Source organism: Leifsonia sp. EB41, assembly GCF_041262565.1.
In the GTDB taxonomy this organism is placed as follows: Bacteria; Actinomycetota; Actinomycetes; order Actinomycetales; family Microbacteriaceae; genus Leifsonia.
Genome location: NZ_JBGCCJ010000001.1, coordinates 2,375,449 through 2,394,522 on the forward strand (window position 1 = coordinate 2,375,449; position 19,074 = coordinate 2,394,522).

General features: G+C 65.3%; 12 protein-coding genes and 3 rRNA genes. 13 read left to right on the plus strand and 2 right to left on the minus strand.

Features of this window, described 5'->3' with window-relative positions; all coding sequences use genetic code 11:
* Positions 1-41: 41 nt before the first annotated feature.
* Positions 42-794, plus strand: coding sequence for a RadC family protein (locus ABH923_RS11805; protein ID WP_370055556.1), 753 nt, complete (start codon positions 42-44; stop codon positions 792-794).
* Here the strand turns inward: ABH923_RS11805 and aspS are convergent.
* Positions 718-2,046: an aspartate--tRNA(Asn) ligase gene (gene aspS / locus ABH923_RS11810; protein WP_370055557.1), complete on the minus strand. Its 1,329-nt coding sequence runs from the start codon at positions 2,044-2,046 to the stop codon at positions 718-720. The two genes, ABH923_RS11805 and aspS, sit on opposite strands and share 77 nt — an antisense overlap.
* A gap of 106 nt (positions 2,047-2,152) precedes the next feature.
* Between aspS and ABH923_RS11815 the strand changes: the two genes are divergently transcribed.
* From ABH923_RS11815 to ABH923_RS11860, 10 genes are all read left to right on the plus strand, one after another.
* Positions 2,153-2,860, plus strand: a complete 708-nt coding sequence (locus ABH923_RS11815) for a histidine phosphatase family protein (RefSeq protein ID WP_370055558.1) — start codon at positions 2,153-2,155, stop codon at positions 2,858-2,860.
* Positions 2,857-3,477, plus strand: a complete 621-nt coding sequence (locus ABH923_RS11820) for a TlpA disulfide reductase family protein (protein ID WP_370055559.1) — start codon at positions 2,857-2,859, stop codon at positions 3,475-3,477. The genes ABH923_RS11815 and ABH923_RS11820 overlap by 4 nt, the downstream gene beginning before the upstream one ends.
* Positions 3,478-3,479: 2 nt before the next feature.
* Positions 3,480-4,217, plus strand: coding sequence for a cytochrome c biogenesis CcdA family protein (locus ABH923_RS11825; RefSeq protein ID WP_370055560.1), 738 nt, complete (start codon positions 3,480-3,482; stop codon positions 4,215-4,217).
* Positions 4,201-5,826, plus strand: a complete 1,626-nt coding sequence (locus ABH923_RS11830) for a cytochrome c biogenesis protein ResB (protein WP_370055561.1) — start codon at positions 4,201-4,203, stop codon at positions 5,824-5,826. Before ABH923_RS11825 ends, ABH923_RS11830 begins: the two co-directional genes overlap by 17 nt.
* A 10-nt stretch (positions 5,827-5,836) precedes the next feature.
* Entirely contained in the window at positions 5,837-6,919 is a 1,083-nt protein-coding gene (gene ccsB, locus ABH923_RS11835; RefSeq protein WP_370055562.1) for a c-type cytochrome biogenesis protein CcsB, read from the plus strand.
* A gap of 668 nt (positions 6,920-7,587) precedes the next feature.
* Positions 7,588-9,111 (plus strand): 16S ribosomal RNA (locus ABH923_RS11840).
* A 417-nt stretch (positions 9,112-9,528) separates the two neighbouring features.
* Positions 9,529-12,642 (plus strand): 23S ribosomal RNA (locus ABH923_RS11845).
* Positions 12,643-12,775: 133 nt separating this feature from the next.
* A 5S ribosomal RNA gene (rrf, locus tag ABH923_RS11850) occupies positions 12,776-12,892 on the plus strand.
* Together the 16S, 23S and 5S rRNA genes form the textbook arrangement of a ribosomal RNA operon.
* Before the next feature lie 130 nt (positions 12,893-13,022).
* Positions 13,023-14,822 carry a hypothetical protein gene (locus ABH923_RS11855; RefSeq protein ID WP_370055564.1) on the plus strand — a complete coding sequence of 600 codons (1,800 nt, stop codon included), beginning with the start codon at positions 13,023-13,025 and terminating at the stop codon, positions 14,820-14,822.
* Complete coding sequence (locus ABH923_RS11860; RefSeq protein WP_370055565.1) at positions 14,797-15,816, plus strand: HAD-IIA family hydrolase; 1,020 nt, start codon at positions 14,797-14,799, stop codon at positions 15,814-15,816. Before ABH923_RS11855 ends, ABH923_RS11860 begins: the two co-directional genes overlap by 26 nt.
* Positions 15,817-15,840: 24 nt before the next feature.
* Here the strand turns inward: ABH923_RS11860 and ABH923_RS11865 are convergent, their stop codons facing one another.
* Entirely contained in the window at positions 15,841-16,833 is a 993-nt protein-coding gene (locus ABH923_RS11865; RefSeq protein ID WP_370055567.1) for an o-succinylbenzoate synthase, read from the minus strand.
* Between the two features lie 57 nt (positions 16,834-16,890).
* On the opposite strand from ABH923_RS11865, the gene ABH923_RS11870 reads away from it, so the two are divergent.
* Complete coding sequence (locus ABH923_RS11870) at positions 16,891-17,802, plus strand: 1,4-dihydroxy-2-naphthoyl-CoA synthase (RefSeq protein WP_370055568.1); 912 nt, start codon at positions 16,891-16,893, stop codon at positions 17,800-17,802.
* 61 nt (positions 17,803-17,863) lie between these two features.
* Complete coding sequence (locus tag ABH923_RS11875; protein ID WP_370055569.1) at positions 17,864-19,057, plus strand: AMP-binding protein; 1,194 nt, start codon at positions 17,864-17,866, stop codon at positions 19,055-19,057.
* Positions 19,058-19,074 lie beyond the last annotated feature (17 nt).

Sequence of the window (19,074 nt, forward strand, 5' to 3'; positions counted from 1 at the left end):
ATCGGCCACGAACGACCCCGTCCGGTTCCTAGCGTGGACGCATGTCCGAGTCGGAAGAAGCAGAGGAGTCCCTTGCCCATGTACCGAATCACGACCGTCCACGGGAGCGGATGCGCCGGCTCGGCGTCGGTTCGCTCACCGACGACGAAGTCCTCGCTCTCGTCCTCGGCTCCGGCCAGGTGGGGCGGAGCGTCCTGTCCCTGGCGCGCGCCATCCTGGGCCGCTGCGGCGGGTTCCCCGGGCTCGCGACGATGGACTTCGCCCGGCTGGAGACCCTGCCGGGCGTCGGCCCCGCGACCGCCGGCCGGCTCGTCGCCATCATCGAGATCTGGCGCAGGGCCGGGCGGTCATCCGCCTGGACGCGGCTGGTCGATCACGACGCCATCGCGGAGGTGGTCCGACCCGAGCTGCTGCACCGCGACAGCGAGCGGTTCGTTGTGGTCGTCGCCGATCGCGCCGCCCGGCCCCTGGAGCTCGTGCTCGTGCGCGACGGCGGCGTCGACGAGCGGTCCATCCAGCCGGCCGACATCCTCCAAGCCGTGCTCACTCGCGGCGGGCGCTCGTTCGCCGTCGCGCACAATCATCCGGCGGGATCGCTCGACCCGTCCGTGGCCGACACCGTCCTCACCCGCAGGCTCGACCAGGCGGCGGCCACCATCGGGCTCCGCTTCCTCGGCCACATCCTGGTGGCCGGCGAACAGTGGACCGCGCTCTCGGCTACGGGGTCAGTCGCGTCGGTCCGCGGAAGAGATAGGTCGTCTCGCGCAGGTTGGCGAGGTGCAGCATCAGCATGAGCACGCGCGCCAGCCCCATCCCGAATCCGCCGTGCGGCGGGATGCCGTAGCGGAACGTCGCGAGCACGTCCTCCAGCTCCTCCACCGAGAGGCCCTTGTCCACGGCCTGCTCCTCGAGGACCTCGACGCGGTGCTCGCGCTGGGCGCCCGTGGAGATCTCGACCCCGTTGAAGATCAGGTCGTAGCTCTTGGTGATCGACGGGTCCTCGGCGTGGCGCATGTGGTAGTACGGCCGGATGCTCGAGGCGTAGTCCGTCAGGAACACGAACTCGTGTCCGTAGGTCTCCTTCACATAGGCGGAGATGCGGCGCTCGCCCTCGGGGTCCATGTCGTCGTCCGCGCGCGGGACCTCGTAGCCCTGCTCGGCCACGATGCGCTTGGCCTCGGCCAGGGGGATGCGCGGGAACGGGGTCGTCGGAACGGTGACCTCGACGCCGAACAGCGCCTCGATCTCCGCGCCGTGCTTCTCCTTGACCGCCGTGAAACCGGTGACCAGCAGGTCCTCGTGCACCTTCATGACGTCCTCGTGGCTGTCGATCCAGCTCAGCTCGGTGTCGACGCTCGTGAACTCGGTCGCGTGCCGGCTGGTGAAGCTGGGGTCGGCACGGAACGCCGGGCCGATCTCGAACACGCGGCCGAAGCCGGCGGCCTGCGCCATCTGCTTGAAGATCTGCGGGCTCTGGGCGAGGTAGGCGGTCGTCTCGAAATAGGGCAGCTCGAAGAGCTCCGCGCGCGACTCGGACGCCGACGCCATGAGCTTCGGGGTGTGGATCTCGATGAAGCCGTTGTCCACCCAGTACTGGCGCATCGCGTGCTCGAGCGTGGTCTGCACGCGGAAGATGAGGTTGTGCTTCGGCTCGCGGAGGTCGAGGAACCGCCAGTCCATGCGCTTGTCGATGCCGCTGTCTGCGGCGATCGGCGTCTCGGGGATGGCGGCCGTCTCGACTTCGAGGGTGTTCAGCTTGATCTCGATGCCGCCGAGCTTGACCCGCTCGTCGTGCTTGAGCTCGCCGGTGGCACGCACGAACGACCCCTGCGACAGACCGGAGATGGTCGTCGCGGGCTCGTCGGCCACCACGGCGCCGTCCTCGTCGACCGTGCGCGGATTGACGAGCTGAACAGCGCCCGACTCGTCGCGCAGCACGACGAACTGCACCTTCTTCTGGTCGCGGACGGTTTCGACCCATCCGGCGACACTCACGGGGCCGTCGGGCAGAGCGGCGAGGTCTTTGATCAAAACGCGTGCGGTCACGATCGACAAGCCTACCGCTCGCCATTACCGCCCGAGAGGGGAGGCCGGCTGCCCAGCACTCCCACGCTCAGTGAATTCAAGGCAAGGCGCTCCGTAGACTGGTGCGGTGGTAGCAAGCCAGGTACATCTCGTCCGTCACGGAGAGGTGTTCAATCCCGACGGCATCCTGTACGGCAGGCTGGCGGGCTTCGGGCTGTCCAAGCTCGGCCATCGGATGGCGCAGGCCGCCGCCGACGATCTGGCCGCCCGCTCCCGCCCGGTGTCCCTGCTGCGCATGTCACCGCTTCAGCGCACCCGCGAGTCGATGGCGCCGATCGCGGCGGTCTTCGGCCTGGAGCCCGAGGTGGACGAGCGCATCATCGAGCCCACCAACCACTTCGAGGGCACCAACATGCGCCGTGCCCTGAAGAACCCGGCCAACTGGCCGTTCATCGTCTACCCGCCCCGGCCGAGCTGGGGCGAGGCCTACACCAGCATCGAGAAGCGGATGCGGGAGGCCGTCGACGACGCGTTCGACTCCGTCGAGTCCGGCGACGTCGTCCTGGTCAGCCACCAGCTCCCGATCTGGGTCATGCACCTCTCGGCAGCGGGCGAGCGGTTCCCGCACGACCCGCGCAAGCGGCGCTGCGCGCTCTCCAGCATCACAACCTTCGAGCGGACCACCGAGCCGGCCCCGGCACCCCAGCCGCGCCCCGGCGAGGCGCAGGTCCCGGCCGACCCGGATGCCCCGCCCGTCGTCCGGGTGGTGGAGGTCGGCTACGTCGAGCCTGCCGCCAGCCTGAGCAACGCCGCGACCGATGTGGGGGCCGTGTGACCTCCGTCCGACTCCCCGCGCGCCGCCGCCTAGCGCTCCTCCTTCCCGCGGCCGCCGCGGCCACGGCGCTCCTCCTCTCCGGGTGCACGTCCAACGACGCCCTCGCCAACCAGTACCGCTCCGGCAACGGCCAGAACTACATCGCAGGCGACGGCAGCGTGAGCGAGTACGCGGCGGCGAACCGCGGCGCCCCGGTCGCCTTCTCCGGCAAGCTCGCCGACGGCACCTCGGTGTCCTCGAAGGACTACGCAGGCAAGGTCCTCGTCGTGAACTTCTGGTACGCGGGCTGCCCGCCGTGCCGGGTGGAGGCGCCCGACCTCGAGTCGCTGTCGCAGAAGTACGCGTCGCAGGGCGTCAGCTTCCTCGGCGTCAACCTCTACGACTCCGCGAGCACCGCGGCCAGCTTCGAGCAGGACAAGGGAGTGACCTACCCCTCCGTCCTCGACCGCGACACCGGGTCCGTCCTGCTCGCCTTCAGCAAGACCGTCCCACCCAAGGCCACACCGACCACGATCGTGATCGACAAGCAGGGCCGCGTGGCCGCCCGTATCCTCGGCGCCATCCCGGACAAGAGCATCCTCGACTCGCTCATCTCCGACGCCGTGGCCGGGAAGTGACCGTGAACGTCGGTCAGATCGTCTTCAGCGGCCAGCTCCTGCTCGCACTTCCCATCGCGCTCCTCGCGGGACTGGTCTCGTTCGCCTCCCCGTGCGTGCTCCCGCTCGTGCCCGGCTATCTCGCCTACGTCGGCGGGATGAGCGATCCGGGCGGCAAACGCGACCGCAGCCGGGTCCTGACCGGGGTCGCCCTGTTCGTCCTCGGCTTCGCCGTCGTCTTCATCGCCTACGGAGCCGCTTTCGGCGCGCTCGGCCTGTGGCTAGTCCGCTGGCAGGAGGTGGTCATCCGGGTGCTCGGCGTGCTCGTCATCCTGATGGGCCTCGTCTTCATCGGCCAGTTCTCGTTCCTGCAACGCACCATCAAGCCGACCTGGCGTCCGGCGACCGGCCTGATCGGGGCGCCGCTGCTCGGCGTCGTGTTCGGGCTGGGCTGGACGCCGTGCATCGGCCCGACCCTCGCGGCGATCAGCGCTCTGAGCGTCGGCAGCGGATCCCCGTGGCGCGGAGCCCTGCTCGGGCTCTTCTATTGCATCGGCCTCGGCATCCCGTTCCTGTTGGTCGCACTGGGCTTCGACTGGGTCGCCGGCTCCGTGGCCTTCCTCAAGCGGCACATCCGGGTCATCAACATCATCGGCGGTGCGCTGCTCGTCGTCATCGGAGTCATGATGGCGACCGGTCTCTGGACCGCCATGATGTCGCAGTTCCTGGGGGTGATCTCCGGCTTTGTCCCGGCCATCTGACCACATCGACGTCGCGCCTCCGCGCGAGGACCCGAACGTCGTCCAGCCCAAGCTCGGCCCCCTCGGCTGGCTGCGCTGGGCCTGGCGTCAGCTCACGAGCATGCGCACGGCGCTGTTCCTGCTGCTGCTGCTCGCGATCGCGGCAGTCCCCGGCTCGCTGTTCCCGCAGCGCGGCGCCGACCCGAACGGCGTCACCAAGTACTTCAGCGACAACCCGCAGCTCGCACCGGTGCTCGACAAGTTCCAGCTCTTCGACGTCTACACGTCGTTCTGGTTCTCGGCCATCTACCTGCTGCTCTTCGCATCGCTGATCGGCTGCATCATCCCGCGCACGGCGCACCACTTCCGCGCCTTGCGGGCCCGCCCGCCGCGCACGCCCGTCCGGCTCACCCGGATGTCAGCCTTCCAGGCGCGAATCCTCCCCGCCGAGCTCCGCGCGGACGCCCCGAACCCGATCGAGGCGGCGCGCCAGGTGCTCCGCCGGTCGCGCTATCGGGTGTCCCTCTACCAGGACGCCCGATCGACCTCGGTTTCCGCCGAGCGCGGCTACCTGCGCGAGACCGGCAACCTCGTCTTCCACATCGCTCTGCTGGGCGTACTGGTCGCCGTCGGCATCGGCGGAGGCTTCGGCTACACCGGCCAGAAGGTGGTCGTCGTCGGCCAGAGCTTCGTCAACAGCCTGCCGTCCTACAACTCGTTCAACCCGGGGAGGTTCTTCTCCGACGGATCGCTCGAGCCGTTCTCCATCCGGGTCAACAGCCTGGATGTCGCGTACGAGACCAAGAACCCGAACGCCAAAGGCACACCGCTCGACTACACCGCGAAGGTGACGACGACGGGTCCGGGCGACACCTCGAGCGATTCGACGATCAAGGTCAACGAGCCGCTGGCGATCGGCGGCACGAACGTCTATCTGCTCGGCAACGGCTACGCGCCGACCATCACCGTCCGCGATCCGAAGGGCAAGGTGGTGTTCAGCGACTCGGTCCCGTTCATCGCAGAGGACGCGCAACTCACCTCGCTCGGCTGGGTGAAGGTGCCGGACGGCCTCCGGGAGCAGGTCGGCATGATCGGCTTCTTCTACCCGACGGTCGGCAAGAGCGCGACGGCCGCCGGCGCCCTGACCTCGACGTTCCCCGGGCTGAACGATCCCGTCCTCAGCCTCAACGTGTACGCCGGCGACCTCGGTGTCGACAGCGGCGTCCCGCAATCGGTCTACAGCTTGAACACCGACAAGATGTCCCAGCTCGCCGGCCCCGGCACGAAGACCAAGGCGCTGCAATTGAAGCCGGGACAGACCGTCGAACTCCCGAGCGGGCTCGGCACGATCTCGATGGGCGACGTCAAGCGCTACGCGTCGCTCGACGTCCACCACGATCCCGCGCAGGGCTGGGTCCTGCTCTTCGCGATCCTCATCCTCGGCGGCCTGCTGACATCGCTCTTCGTGCCGCGCCGCCGCATCTGGGTCAAGGCCGTCGAGAACCGCGACGGCTCACTGACCCTGGAGTACGCTGGCCTCGCCCGTGGTGAGGACCCCAACCTCCTCGCGGCTGTGACCGCCGTCGCCGACGAGCACACCGCACTCCTCACCCGAACCCCGACGAATTAGGCTTGCACTCGTGACCGAAACCCTGTCCCAGTTGTCCACGGTCTTTATCTATGTGGCGATGGGGTTCTACGCGGCCGCGTTCATCGCGTTCGCGCTCGACCTCGCCCGCAGAGGAGCCAGAGCCACGGCCGAGGAGGCCGCGGTCGTCCCGAGCGCGGTCGCCCGACGGGCGGAGGTCGCCCAACCGGTGGGAGCGACGGCCGCGCGGATGTCCGCGTCCGGCGGTGGTGCAGTAGCGCCTCCCTCGACGCCGCCGTCGTCCGCGCTCGGCCGGCTGTCGTCGCGGATCAGCACCCGGCTCGAGGACGACGTGATGAACGGCGCCGCCTCGTCGGTGTCGATCAAGTGGGCGTTCGGTCTCACCATCGTCGGCTGGGGGTTCCACCTGATCGCCGACGTCCTGCGCGGCATCGCGGCCGACCGGGTGCCGTGGGCCAACATGTGGGAGTTCTCGATGACCGGCACGCTGGTCATCGTCGGCGTCTTCCTGGTCGCTAACCTCAAGTGGGACATCAAGTACCTCGGCACGTTCATCATGGGCCTGGTCCTGGTGCTGCAAGGGATCGCCTTGCTCCGGTACTACGTCCCGGTGGTCCCGCTGCAGCCGGCGCTGCAGTCGTATTGGCTCGTGATCCATATCATCGTCGCCGTGCTGGGCACGGCGTTCTTCGCACTCGGCTTCGCGCTGTCCGGTCTCCAGCTCCTGCAGTACCGACGCGAACGACAGGTCGAGGAGTCGCGTCCCCAGCAGTTCAAGTTCCTCGCGACGCTCCCCAGTGCGGTCGCTTTGGAGAACCTCGCGTACCGGATCAACATCGTCGGCTTCATCGCCTGGACCTTCACGCTGATCGCCGGAGCCATCTGGGCCGAGAAGGCGTGGGGTCGGTATTGGGGCTGGGACACCAAGGAAGTCTGGACGTTCATCATCTGGGTGATCTACGCCGGCTACATCCACGCGCGGGCGACGCGCGGCTGGCGCGGATCGCGTTCCGCGTGGCTCGCGATCATCGGCTTCGCCGCGGTGCTCTTCAACTTCGGCGTCGTCAACGTGTTCTTCCACGGACTGCACGCCTACTCGGGGCTCGGATCCTGACCGGATCAGCTCCTCCCGCATGACGCGGTCGCCCTCGGGGCGGCCGCGTTTTCGCGTTCCAGGGGGAGACTTCCGCGGAATCACGCGGATCCGGCCCTGCGACACGCCCGGGATGTTCCCGGAATTTGCGACGTCCCGGAGGCCTGCGTAAAGTACTTACTTGTCACCCCAAAGGTGCGGGAGAGCGGAAGAGCTCCCCGGCCTCAAGCGGGACCGAATCCTTAGCCTAGCGGCAAATCTCAACTTGAAAGAGTTGCTTTGCTGCGCTTAGGATTAACACCCCACTCACTGAGCAGGTCTGACCGGTTCGGTTCGTGCAAATCGGATGTATCCCACGATGGATGAACGAGAGAGCGCGAAACGGCCAACTTGACAAACTGACTGAGAGTGGTAAGGTAGAGAAGTTGCCTCACAGAGAAGCCCGAGAGGGTTGAAGGTGAGAGCGTCCGATCCTTGAGAACTCAACAGCGTGCACAATGTCAAATGCCAAAAACCTCGGCATTGACCCGAAGACCTCGGTCTGAAAGTCGATGCATGAGATTCCTTTGGATTAGAAACAGAATGTCAGTAGATATTCGAAACTAGTCAAGACAAACTCGCAGGAGACGAGATATTCCTCTCCGATCCTGCACTATGTTTCCAGTCGCTTGCGACTTGGAGCAAAACATTTTACGGAGAGTTTGATCCTGGCTCAGGACGAACGCTGGCGGCGTGCTTAACACATGCAAGTCGAACGATGAACCTGGAGCTTGCTCTAGGGGATTAGTGGCGAACGGGTGAGTAACACGTGAGTAACCTGCCCTTGACTCTGGGATAACCTCCGGAAACGGAAGCTAATACCGGATATGACGCACGGAGGCATCTCCTGTGCGTGGAAAGAACTTCGGTCAAGGATGGACTCGCGGCCTATCAGGTAGTTGGTGAGGTAACGGCCCACCAAGCCTACGACGGGTAGCCGGCCTGAGAGGGTGACCGGCCACACTGGGACTGAGACACGGCCCAGACTCCTACGGGAGGCAGCAGTGGGGAATATTGCACAATGGGCGCAAGCCTGATGCAGCAACGCCGCGTGAGGGACGACGGCCTTCGGGTTGTAAACCTCTTTTAGTAGGGAAGAAGCGAAAGTGACGGTACCTGCAGAAAAAGCACCGGCTAACTACGTGCCAGCAGCCGCGGTAATACGTAGGGTGCGAGCGTTGTCCGGAATTATTGGGCGTAAAGAGCTCGTAGGCGGTCTGTCGCGTCTGCTGTGAAATCCCGAGGCTCAACCTCGGGCCTGCAGTGGGTACGGGCAGACTAGAGTGCGGTAGGGGAGAATGGAATTCCTGGTGTAGCGGTGGAATGCGCAGATATCAGGAGGAACACCGATGGCGAAGGCAGTTCTCTGGGCCGTAACTGACGCTGAGGAGCGAAAGCGTGGGGAGCGAACAGGATTAGATACCCTGGTAGTCCACGCCGTAAACGTTGGGCGCTAGATGTGGGGACCATTCCACGGTTTCCGTGTCGCAGCTAACGCATTAAGCGCCCCGCCTGGGGAGTACGGCCGCAAGGCTAAAACTCAAAGGAATTGACGGGGGCCCGCACAAGCGGCGGAGCATGCGGATTAATTCGATGCAACGCGAAGAACCTTACCAAGGCTTGACATATACGAGAACGGGCTAGAAATAGTCAACTCTTTGGACACTCGTAAACAGGTGGTGCATGGTTGTCGTCAGCTCGTGTCGTGAGATGTTGGGTTAAGTCCCGCAACGAGCGCAACCCTCGTTCTATGTTGCCAGCGCGTAATGGCGGGAACTCATAGGAGACTGCCGGGGTCAACTCGGAGGAAGGTGGGGATGACGTCAAATCATCATGCCCCTTATGTCTTGGGCTTCACGCATGCTACAATGGCCGGTACAAAGGGCTGCAATACCGTAAGGTGGAGCGAATCCCAAAAAGCCGGTCTCAGTTCGGATTGAGGTCTGCAACTCGACCTCATGAAGTCGGAGTCGCTAGTAATCGCAGATCAGCAACGCTGCGGTGAATACGTTCCCGGGCCTTGTACACACCGCCCGTCAAGTCATGAAAGTCGGTAACACCCGAAGCCAGTGGCCCAACCCTTGTGGAGGGAGCTGTCGAAGGTGGGATCGGTGATTAGGACTAAGTCGTAACAAGGTAGCCGTACCGGAAGGTGCGGCTGGATCACCTCCTTTCTAAGGAGCATCTGGCACCCTCGGGTGTCCAGGCGCCGGATCTGAGCGAACGTCTCAGCCGGTTAGCTCATGGGTGGAACATTGACATTGGTGCGGAGCCGAACGGCTCGAACTCAGTACATCTCTTGTAGATAGGAACGGTTCGGACCTGGAAGCCCCGCACATGCACGCTGTTGGGTCCTGAGGGACCGGACCTCATCCGATCGGATGAGAACCGAATCCTCTGGACCTTTTCTGGTCGGCCATAACTAGGCCGGCGGAGAAGGTACCGCCCGTACTTTGAGAACTACACAGTGGACGCGAGCATCTTAGATTCGAACCTTCGGGTTCGAATCACATAGATGATCTGATTTATTAGATCATTGGTCAATCTGCTCATCTTCGGATGAGCCGATCGATTCTATAAAACTCATGTGATTTCAAATTTCTAAGAGCAAACGGTGGATGCCTTGGCATCTGGAGCCGAAGAAGGACGTAGTAATCTGCGATAAGCCTCGGGGAGCTGATAAACGAGCTTTGATCCGAGGATCTCCGAATGGGGAAACCCCGCTGGGCCCGTAAGGTGACCCAGTGACTCCCGCCTGAATATATAGGGCGGGTAGAGGGAACGTGGGGAAGTGAAACATCTCAGTACCCACAGGAAGAGAAAGCAAAAGCGATTCCGTTAGTAGTGGCGAGCGAAACCGGAAGAGGCTAAACCGATCATGTGTGATAGCCGGCAGGCGTTGCATGGTCGGGGTTGCGGGACTTTTCAGCAGCTTCTGCCGAACTGCAAGCGTTACAGAGGATCATAGGCGAACGGCATTGAAAGGCCGGTCATAGAGGGTGCCAACCCCGTAGCCGAAATGGTCCAATGGCGCGAAGAGTATCCCAAGTAGCACGGGGCCCGAGAAATCCCGTGTGAATCTGTCAGGACCACCTGATAAGCCTAAATACTCCCAGATGACCGATAGCGGACAAGTACCGTGAGGGAAAGGTGAAAAGTACCCCGGGAGGGGAGTGAAATAGTACCTGAAACCGTTTGCTTACAAACCGTTGGAGCCTCCTTGTAGGGGTGACAGCGTGCCTTTTGAAGAATGAGCCTGCGAGTTAGCGATATGTGGCGAGGTTAACCCGTGAGGGGTAGCCGTAGCGAAAGCGAGTCTGAATAGGGCGATTCAGTCGCATGTCCTAGACCCGAAGCGAAGTGATCTATCCATGGCCAGGTTGAAGCGACGGTAAGACGTCGTGGAGGACCGAACCCACTTAGGTTGAAAACTGAGGGGATGAGCTGTGGATAGGGGTGAAAGGCCAATCAAACTTCGTGATAGCTGGTTCTCTCCGAAATGCATTTAGGTGCAGCGTTGCGTGTTTCTTGCCGGAGGTAGAGCTACTGGATGGCCGATGGGCCCCAAAAGGTTACTGACGTCAGCCAAACTCCGAATGCCGGTAAGTGAGAGCGCAGCAGTGAGACGGTGGGGGATAAGCTTCATCGTCGAGAGGGAAACAACCCAGACCACCAACTAAGGTCCCTAAGCGCGTGCTAAGTGGGAAAGGATGTGGAGTTGCACAGACAACCAGGAGGTTGGCTTAGAAGCAGCCACCCTTGAAAGAGTGCGTAATAGCTCACTGGTCAAGTGATTCCGCGCCGACAATGTAACGGGGCTCAAGCACGCCACCGAAGTTGTGGCATTGACATTATTGGTAGGCCTTCGTGGTCCAGCCGTGTTGATGGGTAGGAGAGCGTCGTGTGGCGAGTGAAGCGGCGGTGTAAACCAGCCGTGGACGCCACACGAGTGAGAATGCAGGCATGAGTAGCGAAAGACGGGTGAGAAACCCGTCCTCCGAAAGACCAAGGGTTCCAGGGCCAGGCTAATCCGCCCTGGGTAAGTCGGGACCTAAGGCGAGGCCGACAGGCGTAGTCGATGGACAACGGGTTGATATTCCCGTACCGGCGAAGAACCGCCCAAGCTAATCCAGTGGTGCTAAGAGTCCTAATCCTGGACACCGATCCCTTCGGGGTGACGGTCCGGGCCTAACGCTCGACCCCATGCTGGTGCGGCTAGCGTATTAACAGGTGTGACGCAGGAAGGTAGCCCAGCCGGGCGATGGTTGTCCCGGTGTAAGTGTGTAAGCCGAGAGATAGGCAAATCCGTCTCTCACATAGGCCCAGGCACGATGCGTAGTCTTCATTGACGAAATGGGTGATCCTATGCTGCCGAGAAAAGCATCGACGCGAGGTTCAAGCCGCCCGTACCCCAAACCGACTCAGGTGGTCAGGTAGAGAATACTAAGGAGATCGAGAGAATCGTGGTTAAGGAACTCGGCAAAATGCCCCCGTAACTTCGGGAGAAGGGGGGCCTGAGGCGTGAACGGACTTGCTCCGGGAGCGTTTGAAGGCCGCAGAGACCAGTGGGAAGCGACTGTTTACTAAAAACACAGGTCCGTGCCAAGTCGCAAGACGATGTATACGGACTGACGCCTGCCCGGTGCTGGAAGGTTAAGAGGAAGGGTTAGCTTCGGCGAAGCTCAGAATTTAAGCCCCAGTAAACGGCGGTGGTAACTATAACCATCCTAAGGTAGCGAAATTCCTTGTCGGGTAAGTTCCGACCTGCACGAATGGCGTAACGACTTCCCAGCTGTCTCAACCGCGAACTCGGCGAAATTGCACTACGAGTAAAGATGCTCGTTACGCGCAGCAGGACGGAAAGACCCCGTGACCTTTACTACAGCTTGGTATTGGTGTTCGGAGTGGCTTGTGTAGGATAGGTGGGAGACTTTGAAGCGGACACGCCAGTGTTCGTGGAGTCAATGTTGAAATACCACTCTGGTCACTTTGGATATCTAACTTAGAACCGTAATCCGGTTCAGGGACAGTGCCTGGTGGGTAGTTTAACTGGGGCGGTTGCCTCCCAAAAAGTAACGGAGGCGCCCAAAGGTTCCCTCAACCTGGTTGGCAATCAGGTGTCGAGTGTAAGTGCACAAGGGAGCTTGACTGTGAGACTGACAAGTCGAGCAGGGACGAAAGTCGGGACTAGTGATCCGGCAGTGGCTTGTGGAAGCGCTGTCGCTCAACGGATAAAAGGTACCTCGGGGATAACAGGCTGATCTTGCCCAAGAGTCCATATCGACGGCATGGTTTGGCACCTCGATGTCGGCTCGTCGCATCCTGGGGCTGGAGTAGGTCCCAAGGGTTGGGCTGTTCGCCCATTAAAGCGGTACGCGAGCTGGGTTTAGAACGTCGTGAGACAGTTCGGTCCCTATCCGCTGCGCGCGTAGGAAATTTGAAAGGATCTGACCCTAGTACGAGAGGACCGGGTTGGACGAACCTCTGGTGTGTCAGTTGTTCCGCCAGGAGCACCGCTGATTAGCTACGTTCGGGATGGATAACCGCTGAAAGCATCTAAGCGGGAAGCCGGCCTTGAGATGAGATTTCCATGCCTTCGGGCGAGAGGCTCCCAGCTAGACTACTGGGTTGATAGGCCGGATGTGGAAGTGGGGACTAAAGACCCATGGAGCTGACCGGTACTAATAAGCCGATAATTTGATAATCACTACTCTCATACCGTTGTAAGGCGGGTATGAGGGGCTGAGATTGCCCGCGTCCACTATGTGGTTCTCGATGTACGGTCGAGAACTGATTCAAGCTAAAGCTTGATCGTTCACTTTGATACATCAATAGTGTTTCGGCGGCCATAGCGAGAGGGAAACGCCCGGTTACATTCCGAACCCGGAAGCTAAGACTCTCTGCGCCGATGGTACTGCAGGGGGGACCCTGTGGGAGAGTAGGACACCGCCGGACTTCTTTGTGAGATGGCCACCCAGTGATGGGTGGCCATTTCGCGTTAACGGCACAATTCGCTCGGGCGATGCCCGGGGCGATCCACGCACATAGGCTGGGCGCAAACCCCGGCACCCCGACAGGAGAAGTCGTGAGCGACACACCGGCAGACGACGACAGGACGTCCGCCTCGAGCGGCAGCGACCGCGGTCGAGGCACGGATCGCCCACGCAACAGCAGCGGCCGGGACGGCGATCGCTCCGGCGGCGCCCCGCGGCGAGACTCGGGTCAGGGCTATGGGCGGTCCCGGGACCGCGATGGCGCGGACCGCAAGGGCGGCTCCGGCGGATCCTCCCGCACCGGTGGCCCGAGCCGGCCGCGAGACGGTCAGTGGAGTCGCGACGGTCAGCGAGGCGGAGCTCAGCGCAGTGACGCGCAGGGCCGCGGAGGGCAGGGACGCGACGGATATCGCGGCGGACAGAACCGTGATGGCCAGAGCCATGACAACCAGAACCGCGGCGGTCAGAACCGCGATGCTCAGCGCCGTGACGGCCAGGGCGGTGGCGGTCAGTGGAACCGTGACGGTCAGGGCCGCGGTCCGCGGACCGGTGGCGGTCAGGCCCGCGATGGGCAGCGTCGCGAGGGCCAGTGGAGCCGCGATGGTCAGCGTCGTGACGGTCAGGGTGGCGGCGGTCAGCGGAATCGCGACGGTCAGGGCCGCGGTCCGCAGAGCGCTGGCGGTCAGGCCCGCGATGGGCAGCGTCGTGAAGGCCAGTGGAACCGGGACGGCCAGCGCCGCGACGGCGAGCAGGCTCGTGGCCAGCGAGGCGGTTCCTGGGACGCCACGCGTTCGCGTGATGGGTCCGGATCCCGTGGGTTCGCCGGCGGCCGCGACGGCGCCGGGTCCCGGGGCGGTCAGGGTTCGTACGGTGATCGGGCAGGTCGTCCGGCCGGCGCCGGTGGCTCGCGAGGTTATGGCCGCTCCGACGACAAGCTGTGGACGAGGGACGGTCGTCCCGCGCGCGGTGATCGCGACGCCCGTGCGCACGAGTACGAGCTCAGCGCAGAAGAGGAGCTGGCTCGAGAACTCCGGTCGGTACGTCCACGGCACGATGACCCCGACCTCCCCGCGGATGTCGAGGCGCGCGACCTGCCGAAGGAAGCTCGCGTCGAGCTCAAGACGCTCAGCAAGGACAACGCCGACTGGGTCGCGCAGCACCTGGTCATGGCCGGGCGCCTGATCGACGAGGACCCGGAGCTCGCGCACCGTCACGCCCTGTCGGCCGCGCGACGTGCCGGACGCATCGGTGTGGTGCGCGAGACGCTCGCCATCACTGCGTATGCGAGCGGGGACTTCGCGCTCGCGTTGCGCGAACTCCGCACCTACCGGAGGATCACCGGATCCAACGACCAGATCGCGTTGATGGTGGACAGCGAGCGCGGGGTCGGCCGACCCGACCGCGCGCTCGAGCTGGGACGGTCGATCGACCGCAGCACGTTGCCGTCCGAGGTCCAGGTCGCGCTGGCGATCGCCATGTCGGGCGCCCGGCTCGACCTGGGGCAGGAGGAGGCCGCACTGGCCGAGCTGGAGATCCCGCAGCTCGACCCGAACCGCGCGTTCACGTGGAGTCCGGACCTCTTCCACGCCTATGCCGAGGTGCTCGAAGCACTCGGCCGCGACGCCGACTCCGCGTCCTGGCGCGAGCGCGCCGAACGTGCCGAGCTCGCGCTCGAGGAGGCGCAGGCCGACGCCGAACTCGAAACGGTCCACGTGATCGAGGAGGAGTTCGAGCTGGCCGTGGTGATGGATGACCTCGAGTCGTTGGAAGCGGACGAAGGTGCCGACGATGCTGTGGCCGGCGAAGCCGACGCCGGGTCGACCGACGAGGCCGCGACCGATGAGACCACGGAGGACGAGCCGCACGATGGCGCTGTTTCGACGGACGAGTGACACTGTGACGCCGTTGGCCGGTGTCGACCTTGTGCTGGCCGACCTCGACGGGGTCGTCTACACGGGGCCGAACGCGATCCCGTACGCCGTCGACAGCTTGAACCGTGTGGCTGAAACCGTCAGGGTCGGTTACATCACGAACAACGCGTCTCGGACCGATGCGTCCGTGGCCGCGCATCTGCGCGAGCTGGGGCTGCATGTCGAGCCGCGTGACGTGGTCACCTCGCCGCAGGCCGCCGTCCGGCTGCTGAGTCAGCATGTGCCGGCGGGATCAACGATCCTCGTCGTCGGCGGGGACGGCCTGGTGGACGAAGTCCAGAAGGGCGGGTTCTCCGTCACGCGCTCGGCCGACGACGATCCCGCCGCGGTCATCCAGGGCTTCTCGCCCGACATCGGTTGGGCGCAGCTCGCGGAGGCGTCGTTCGCCCTCCAAGGACGCAGCGACAGCGAGCGTCCGTGGATCGCGACGAACACGGACTGGACCATCCCGGTCGAGCGCGGCATCGCGCCGGGCAACGGGACGCTGGTCTCCGCAGTCCACACCGCTGCCGGCCGGCTCCCGCTCGTCGCGGGTAAACCCGAGGTGGCGATCTTCGAGGAGGCCGTCGCCCGCTTCGATGCCACGAAGCCGCTGTTCATCGGCGATCGGCTCGACACGGACATCCTCGGCGCGAACCGCGCGGGGATCGACTCGGTGCTCGTGCTCACCGGGATCGACCGCGCCAAGCAGCTGCTCGCGGGGGACGCGAACTCGCGGCCGACTTACATCCTGGGCGATCTGCGCGGGTTGGATGAGCCGTATCCGGAGGCGAAGACCGCGAAGAACGGTGCGGTCACGGTCGGGAAGTCGACCGTCGCGATCGACGGCAACGATGTCCGCATCCTCAGCGAGGGCGACGATGAGCTCGACCTGCTGCGGGCGGCGTGCCGGGCGATCTGGGATTCGGGACGCGCGATCTACGGACTCGAGGTGCCCGAGCGGCTGTACGGCTGACGCTCTCGGTTCCTCGCACCGCTGTCAGAGCGCCGCCGCGTGCTCCACGATCCGGTAACAGCGGCGCACGCGGTCGAGCCACCACTCGGTCCGATCGTCCGGGGCCGCGAGGCGGTCGAGCTGTGCCGTCGACACCCGCGGGCGGCCGACGGGGATCGCACCGTCCACCGGGATGAGCGGCGACTCTGCGACATCGTGCTCGAACAGCGCCACGGTGCCGAGGCCGCAGTCGAACGCGAGGTCGGGGACAGCGGCGGCGAGCTGCGCACCCATCGCTATGCCGACCGAGGTGTCCAGTGCGCTGGAGATGACGACCGGGAGGCCGGCCTCCGCCACGATCCGCAGCGCTGCATGGATGCCGCCGAGCGGCTGGGCCTTGATGACGAGCAGGTCTGCGGCACCGGCGCGCGCGACCTCCAGCGGGTCGCTCGCCTTGCGCACGCTCTCGTCGGCGGCGATCGGGATGTCCATGTAGCGCGTGCGCCGGCGGATCTCGGCCAGCTCCTCAACGGTCGCGCAGGGCTGCTCGACGTACTCGAGGTCGAACGGGGCGAGCGCGTGGATGGCGTGCTCGGCCTCGTCCACGTTCCACAGGCCGTTCGCGTCGATGCGCACGCGGCCCTCCGGACCGAGGTGCTCGCGGACCGCTCGGACGCGGGCCACATCCTCGGCAAGGGTCTGGCCGGGTTCGGCGACCTTCACCTTGGCGGTGCGGGCACCCGGGTATCGGTCGAGGACGGCGGCCACGTCAGCCGCCGCGACGGCCGGGACGGTGGCGTTGACGGGGATCCTGTCGCGAAGAATCGCGGGGGAGGTCCGCCAGCCGAAGTCGATCGCGGCGTGCAGCCAGGCGGCGGACTCCTGGTCGTCGTACTCGACGAAGGGGGAGAACTCCGTCCAGCCCTCGGGGCCCTCGAAGAGGACGGCCTCCCGGACGGTGATACCGCGGAACCGGGAGCGCATCGGGAGCCGGACGACGCGCGCTGTCCCTAACAGGTCGGTGAGTTCGGGCAGCATTGCACCAGTTTGGCACGCGGCCCGATTTCGCAGTGCGCTCGACCGTAGGCTTGTGGCATGTCTTCGGCAGTATCAGACCTCTTCGACCCCGCGGTGTGGACGGACGTCCCCGGATTCGGGGGGCTCACCGACATCACGTACCACCACGACGTGAGCGGGCGCATCGCGCGGATCGCGTTCGACCGGCCCGACGTGCGCAATGCCTTCCGCCCGCACACGGTCGACGAGCTGTACGCAGCGATGGACGACGCCCGCACGAACCCGAAGATCGGGGTCGTGCTGCTGACGGGCAACGGGCCGAGCCCGAAGGACGGCGGCTGGGCGTTCTGCTCGGGAGGCGATCAGCGCATCCGCGGCCGGGACGGGTACAAGTACGCCGAGGGCGAGACGGCGTCCGGCATCGACGCTGCGCGCAGCGGTCGGCTGCACATCCTCGAGGTGCAGCGGCTGATCCGGTTCATGCCCAAGGTCGTCATCGCCGTCGTCCCCGGGTGGGCGGCGGGAGGCGGCCACTCGCTGCACGTGGTGTGCGACCTCTCCATCGCGAGTGCGGAGTACGGCAAGTTCAAGCAGACCGACGCCGACGTGGGGTCGTTCGACGCCGGCTACGGGAGCGCGTACTTCGCGCGTCAGGTCGGGCAGAAGTTCGGGCGCGAGGTGTTCTTCCTGGCCCGCGAGTACTCGGCGCAGCGCGCGTACGAGATGGGGGCGGTGAACGCAGTCGTTCCGCACGCCGAGCTGGAGGCGACGGCGGTCGAATGGGCGCAGGAGATCCTGACCAAGTCGCCCACGGCGATCCGGATGCTCAAGTTCGCCTTCAACGCGGTGGACGACGGGATGGTCGGGCAGCAGGTGTTCGCGGGGGAGGCGACGCGGCTGGCGTACGGGACCGACGAGGCGGTCGAGGGGCGCGACGCGTTCCTCGAGAAGCGGGAGCCGGACTGGTCGCCGTTCCCGTGGCAGTACTGAGTGGGTGCGGTGCGGATGCACGCGATCGGAGCGGGCGGATGGCCGCAGTGGTGAGGGCGAGGTGACGCGACCGTATCGAGTGGTGGACGCCCGCCGGACGCGGGAGGTCTTCGCGGCGTTGAGGGAGGCGCTCTCGGAGGGCGGTGCGGCGGTCGTGCCGCGGAACGTGGGCGCGGATGGCGCTCTGCCGAGCGGCGCGGGAGGCGGGGGTGGTGCGTGGCCCAGCGCGATGGAGCGGGCTCCGCAGAATGTTGCGCTCGTCATCGAGACGTCCGGGTCGACCGGGGTGCCGAAGCGGGTCGCCCTCTCCGCCGACGCGCTGCTGGCCAGTGCGGCCGCCTCCGCCGGCGTGATGGGAGGTCAGGGGCAGTGGCTGCTCGCCCTCCCGGCGCACTACGTGGCCGGAGCGCAGGTGCTGGTCCGGTCGCTGGCGGCCGGGACGGAGCCCGTCGTCTACGGCGATGGCCACTTCGATCCACTGCGGTTCGCCGGGGTGGCGGGCGAGCTGGCCGATGACCTCCGCTACACGTCGCTCGTCCCGGTGCAGCTCGCGCGGCTCGTCGACGCGGCCGAAGGCGGGGCCCGCGAGGTTGGAGCCGCCTTGCGCAGGTTCGACGGCATCCTCGTGGGCGGGCAGGCCCTCGACCGAGGGCTGCGTGAGCGGGCCGAAGCGCTGGGGGCGCGGCTCCTCGCGACGTACGGGTCGAGCGAGACGGCGGGCGGGTGCGTCTACGACGGGGTTCCGATCGGGCCGACCGTCGTCCGGGAGGTGGACGGGCTGCTCGAGATCAGTGGGCCGACGCTCGCGGAGGGCTACCTCGGCGATCCTGAGCGGACGGCGGCGGCGTTCCACGAGGAGGACGGCGTCCGGTGGTACCGCACGGGTGACCTCGGGGAGGTGCGCGATGGGCGCGTGATCGTCCGCGGGAGGTCGGACAACGTCATCATCTCGGGTGGCGAGAAGGTGCTGCTGGACACGGTCGAGAGACTCGTCCGCTCGTGGGACGGGCTCGGGGACGCGGTCGTCGTCGCGGCCGAGGACCCGCGGTGGGGACAGGTCCCGGTCGTCGTCACGACGGGCAGTGCCGAGCTCGCCGGACTCCGGAGCCTGGTCGCCGAGCAGCTCGGGCGCGCCGCGGCGCCCGCCCGGATCGTGACCGTCGGCGAGCTCCCGCACCTCAGCAGCGGCAAGCCGGACCGGATCGCGGCCGCGCGGCTCGCGCGTGGCGACGCCGACGAACGGCCTGGGGCATAGCGGTTGTTGTTACGATT

Excerpts from the sequence above, each read along its gene's own strand:
- ABH923_RS11805 (WP_370055556.1), top strand. The coding sequence starts at position 42 with ATGTCCGAGTCGGAAGAAGCAGAGGAGTCCCTTGCCCATGTACCGAAT.
- ABH923_RS11860 (WP_370055565.1), top strand. The coding sequence starts at position 14,797 with ATGGCGCTGTTTCGACGGACGAGTGACACTGTGACGCCGTTGGCCGGT.
- ABH923_RS11865 (WP_370055567.1), bottom strand. The coding sequence starts at position 16,833 with ATGCTGCCCGAACTCACCGACCTGTTAGGGACAGCGCGCGTCGTCCGG.
- ABH923_RS11870 (WP_370055568.1), top strand. The coding sequence starts at position 16,891 with ATGTCTTCGGCAGTATCAGACCTCTTCGACCCCGCGGTGTGGACGGAC.